The sequence below is a fragment of the Rubneribacter badeniensis genome, from assembly GCF_002899695.1.
Taxonomy (GTDB): Bacteria; Actinomycetota; Coriobacteriia; order Coriobacteriales; family Eggerthellaceae; genus Rubneribacter; species Rubneribacter badeniensis.
In genome coordinates, this window is record NZ_PPEL01000149.1 from 1 (window position 1) to 3,712 (window position 3,712).

The following is a 3,712-nucleotide window of genomic DNA, read 5'->3' on the forward strand; positions in this document are numbered from 1 at the left end:
GTCGGGCGTAGGCTGCTTCGTCTGCTCTGCTCGCGTGCAGCGCTCCGACTGCGGGGTGCGCGGGGGTCGAAGCGGCGGCGGGCTCTGCGGCGAGATGCGGAACTGTCGGCTGGTGCGCGGCGGGATGCGCGGGCGACGCACGCTGCGGCGGGATGTGCGCGGGCACGGGATGTGGAGGCTGCGGGATGCGGGGGGCTGCTGGCGGCGGGACATGGGCGAGCTGCGCGCGCTGCGACAGGGCGATCTGCGGGATGCGGGTCGCGGCGCGCTGCGGGCGGCGGGACGCGGACGGCGGGATGGGCTGCAGCGGAGCGCGGCTCGGCGGGCACGGGCCGCAAGGGAGGGTGAAACTGTCGGCGGGCGTGGCTGGCGGGCTGCGCTGCGGTTGACGCAACGGCATGCTTGCGGACGCGTTGCGGGTGCGGGCGAAATGCCGGGTTGTCGGCGGGCTCCGCTGCGGGCGGCGAGATGCGCGAGCGGCAGGGACGGGATGGAAAGCTGTTTGCAGGTGAGGGCCGCGCGCGGCGCGCTGAGTGGCGGGTAGTGGGGCGGTGCGGGCCGAGGAGGCATGCGGGCGCGGGCGCTTGCGGGCGCGGACGATGCGCGCCCTCCGCTTGGGACGGGGCTCTTGTCGGCCGCTTGGCGACTGTTCGCGGCCGCCCGTGACGCGCGGCGTCGGCATTCGTGCGGCAAGATCTCTCGATTTTGGCCACGAAACCGCGTTCTGGCACGCCTGGGGGCGATTTCTGGCCGTCTTTGAGGCGCGCGAAGCCCTGCGACTTGGAAAACCCCAGGTCGCCGGATTCCTCCCGAAAGGCGTTTCGCTGGCACCGTGCCAGAACGCGGTTTCGCGGCCAAAAATCGGCCTTCTGCCCGCACGCGCCGATGGTCCTGCTCGCGTTGGATTCTGCGTTGCCGAGAAAGGGCGTCGCCGTTCGCTCCTTCGCACGGGCCTTCGACGGGCGCGTCGGGCGCGGCCCGCCTGCCGAGGAGGCGCGACAGGGAGGGGCGGCATGGCTGCGGGGAGAGGGCAGGGGCGCGACGCGGCCCGTGGAGGTCGCAAGACGCGTGCGGGCTGCGGGCGCGGCTCGGCTGCGATCGCGGTGGTGGCCGAAGGAGCTGCGGGGCTTGCGAAGCCGGCGCGCGTTTCGCGAGGGCTGCGCGTGCGCGGAACCGCGGATCGGGGCAAGCTGCGAGGTCGCAGGGCCCGTGTGCGCGGCGTGGGCCGCGAAGCCGTGGAGTCTGTGAGATTCGCAGATGAAGATCGGCTGCGGGCGCGGTGCAGATTGTGGTTGTGAGGCCCGCGCGTTGGCGGCGGGCTGCGGGGTCGCGGGGCCCTCATGCGCGCGCAGGCCTCGGGGCCCTCATGCGCACTTGGCCGAAGGCGCGGCTCGGCCACGGCGCGCGCGGATTGCGGGTGAGCCTCGGCTGCGGTGCGAGCGGGATTCCAGTCGCGCTCGCTCGCGAGGAGCGCGAAACGGTCGCGGGCTGCGGGCGATCGGCGGGATGCGAAAGGACCGCAGGTTGCAGACGGCTGGCGGGATGCGAAGGGGTCGCGGCTGGCGGGGCGCGTCCCGACCGTGAAGCGGCCTGCGGGATGCGCCTCGACCGCTCCGTGGGAGCGCCTGCGACCGAGGGGCGCGAAGCGGTCGGCGCGGCGGCGCGCGCAGCGGCGCTCGGGCTGCGCGGGGGCTAGGGTCGACGGCGGTAAGCGCTGGGGGCCACGCCGGTGCGGCGGTGGAACGCTTCGGCGAACGCGCCGGGCTTGCGGTAACCCACGGCGCGCGCGATGCGGGATATGGGCTCGTCGGTGGTGCCAAGCAGCTCGATGGCGCGCTCGATGCGCGCATCGGCCACGAACGCCGCGGGCGAGGTGCCGTACGCCGTTTTGAAGGCGGCCTTCAGCTTCGTCTGCCCCATGCAGGCGCGGCGGGCGAGCTCCTCGCACGTCAGGGTGCTTGCGAGGTTCCCGTTGATGTAGGCGCTCAGGTCGTCGAGGGCCGCTCGGTCTTCCCGCGACAGCTTCGCGTGCTTCCCTTCGACGCGCTCGGCCTCGATGGCCTTCGCCCGTTCGATGACGAGCGCAAGCGCCTCCGACACCGCCCCTTCGTAGAACAGGGCGGCCGCCATGCCCGCCCCCTGGTAGGAGCGCACCTGGCGAAGCAGGGAGACGAGCTCGGGGAAGTCGGTGCGGCCGTCGACGAGCGCGAAGGCGCGCCGCACGTCGGGGATGTCTCCGAAGCGCGAGTGCAGGTAGTCGCGGTAGTAGTCGGGCGAGATGGTGAGGGAGGTGGCGCGCGCCGTCGCTCCCGGTTGATAGAGCGCCACGAACTCGGCCCCTTCTTCGGCGAGGTAAGTGGAGATGGCCTTGGCGCGCAGCGCGCCGGAGCCGCTTTGCGCTATGAGGCTGACCTCGTCGTAATAGCAGATGGAGAGGTGCTCGGTGTGGCGGTAGCGCATGGCGCCGGCGCGCTTGAAGCGCATGTCGAAGGCGTTGACGGCGAAGAGGTTGCCGTGGAAGTACGCCCAGTACTCGCCGCTGCCCAGCTCGTTTTCAAACCGGTGGACGCTGCCCGCCGGGCCGTATCCCGGCATCGTGTCGGTCGGCACCATGTCCCAGAGGCGAAACGCCTCCTCGTACATATCGTGCTGGATGCTGCGCATTCTCGCCTCCCATCGCCTGCCTGCGGGTGGCGCCCGCCTCTCGGTCGCCCGTCGTCGCTTTCGCCTCATGCGGGTCCGTCGCCTCGGGTCGCCCGCTGTCGCCGCTTTCATCTCGTGCGCCCTCTCGCTTTGCCCGTCGCTTCGCCTTGCGCTGCCGAGAACGGTCGTTTCGCTGCCGCGAATCGTCGCGGCGACGCGCTGCGGACCGCGCGGTGCGGCGCACCCGATCATTATACCAAACAGTTACCGTGGGTTAACAATGTTCTTGACGAAAGGAGCGCTGGGCATGGAATCGAACGCAGATGGGGCGCGCGCGGGGAAGGCGGTCCCTGCGGGGGCGAACCGATGGACGATGCGCGATGTGATGACGTTCGTGATCTTCAACATCGTCATCATCATGGTGACGATGATCGTGAAGATGGCCGAGGACGCGGTGCTGTCCCCTCAGAACACGTTTTTCGTGGGGTCGTGGCTGTTTCCGTTGGTTTCGACGCCGTTTTACCTGGTGATGGCCGATCGCATCGGAAAGCGCGGCGTGCTTTCGGGCTCCATCCTGCTGTTCGGCATCCTGTACACGTTCATGGGCGGCGTGTACTGCGCGCCGGTGGCCGTGGTGGGCGCCGTCGTCGGCGAGCTGGCGATGTGGGGGCGCGGGGCGTACCGCAACATCGTGCGCGCGGCTGCGGGGTTCTTCGTGTACTGGGCGACGTTCGCCTGCTACGGCATCGTCCCGTACCTGCTGTTCCGGGACGCGTACATGGAGCAGCTGGGCGCGTACTACAGCGCGAGCGACGTGGCCGCGATGGTGGCCCAGTACACGGAGCTGCCGTGGATCCTGCTCATGCTGGCGCTGTTCGCCGCGGGCACGGCGCTGGGCGCGGTTGTCGGGGCGAAGTTCTTGAAGAAGCACGTCCGCAAAGCGAAGATCGCGTAGGTCGGCGATGGGAGCGTGTTTGCGATCGGATGCGCCGTCTGCCTGCGCTGCGGCGGCTGACGGCCGAGGGGAGGCCGGCGCCGTGCGGGCGTCTGGCGGCGGGGAGGCGGGGAT

At 70.9% G+C, this 3,712-nt stretch carries 2 protein-coding genes; one reads left to right on the forward strand and one right to left on the reverse strand.

All coding sequences use genetic code 11. From position 1 onward, the window contains the following. Positions 1–1,692 precede the first annotated feature (1,692 nt). Positions 1,693–2,664: a helix-turn-helix domain-containing protein gene (locus tag C2L80_RS13310; protein WP_087197637.1), complete on the reverse strand. Its 972-nt coding sequence runs from the start codon at positions 2,662–2,664 to the stop codon at positions 1,693–1,695. A gap of 286 nt (positions 2,665–2,950) precedes the next feature. On the opposite strand from C2L80_RS13310, the gene C2L80_RS13315 reads away from it, so the two are divergent. Next, on the forward strand, positions 2,951–3,598 hold the full coding sequence (locus C2L80_RS13315; RefSeq protein WP_087197635.1) for an MptD family putative ECF transporter S component: 648 nt from the start codon (positions 2,951–2,953) through the stop codon (positions 3,596–3,598). The last annotated feature ends 114 nt before the right edge of the window (positions 3,599–3,712 follow it).

Excerpts from the sequence above, each read along its gene's own strand:
- C2L80_RS13315 (WP_087197635.1), top strand. The coding sequence starts at position 2,951 with ATGGAATCGAACGCAGATGGGGCGCGCGCGGGGAAGGCGGTCCCTGCG.
- C2L80_RS13310 (WP_087197637.1), bottom strand. The coding sequence starts at position 2,664 with ATGCGCAGCATCCAGCACGATATGTACGAGGAGGCGTTTCGCCTCTGG.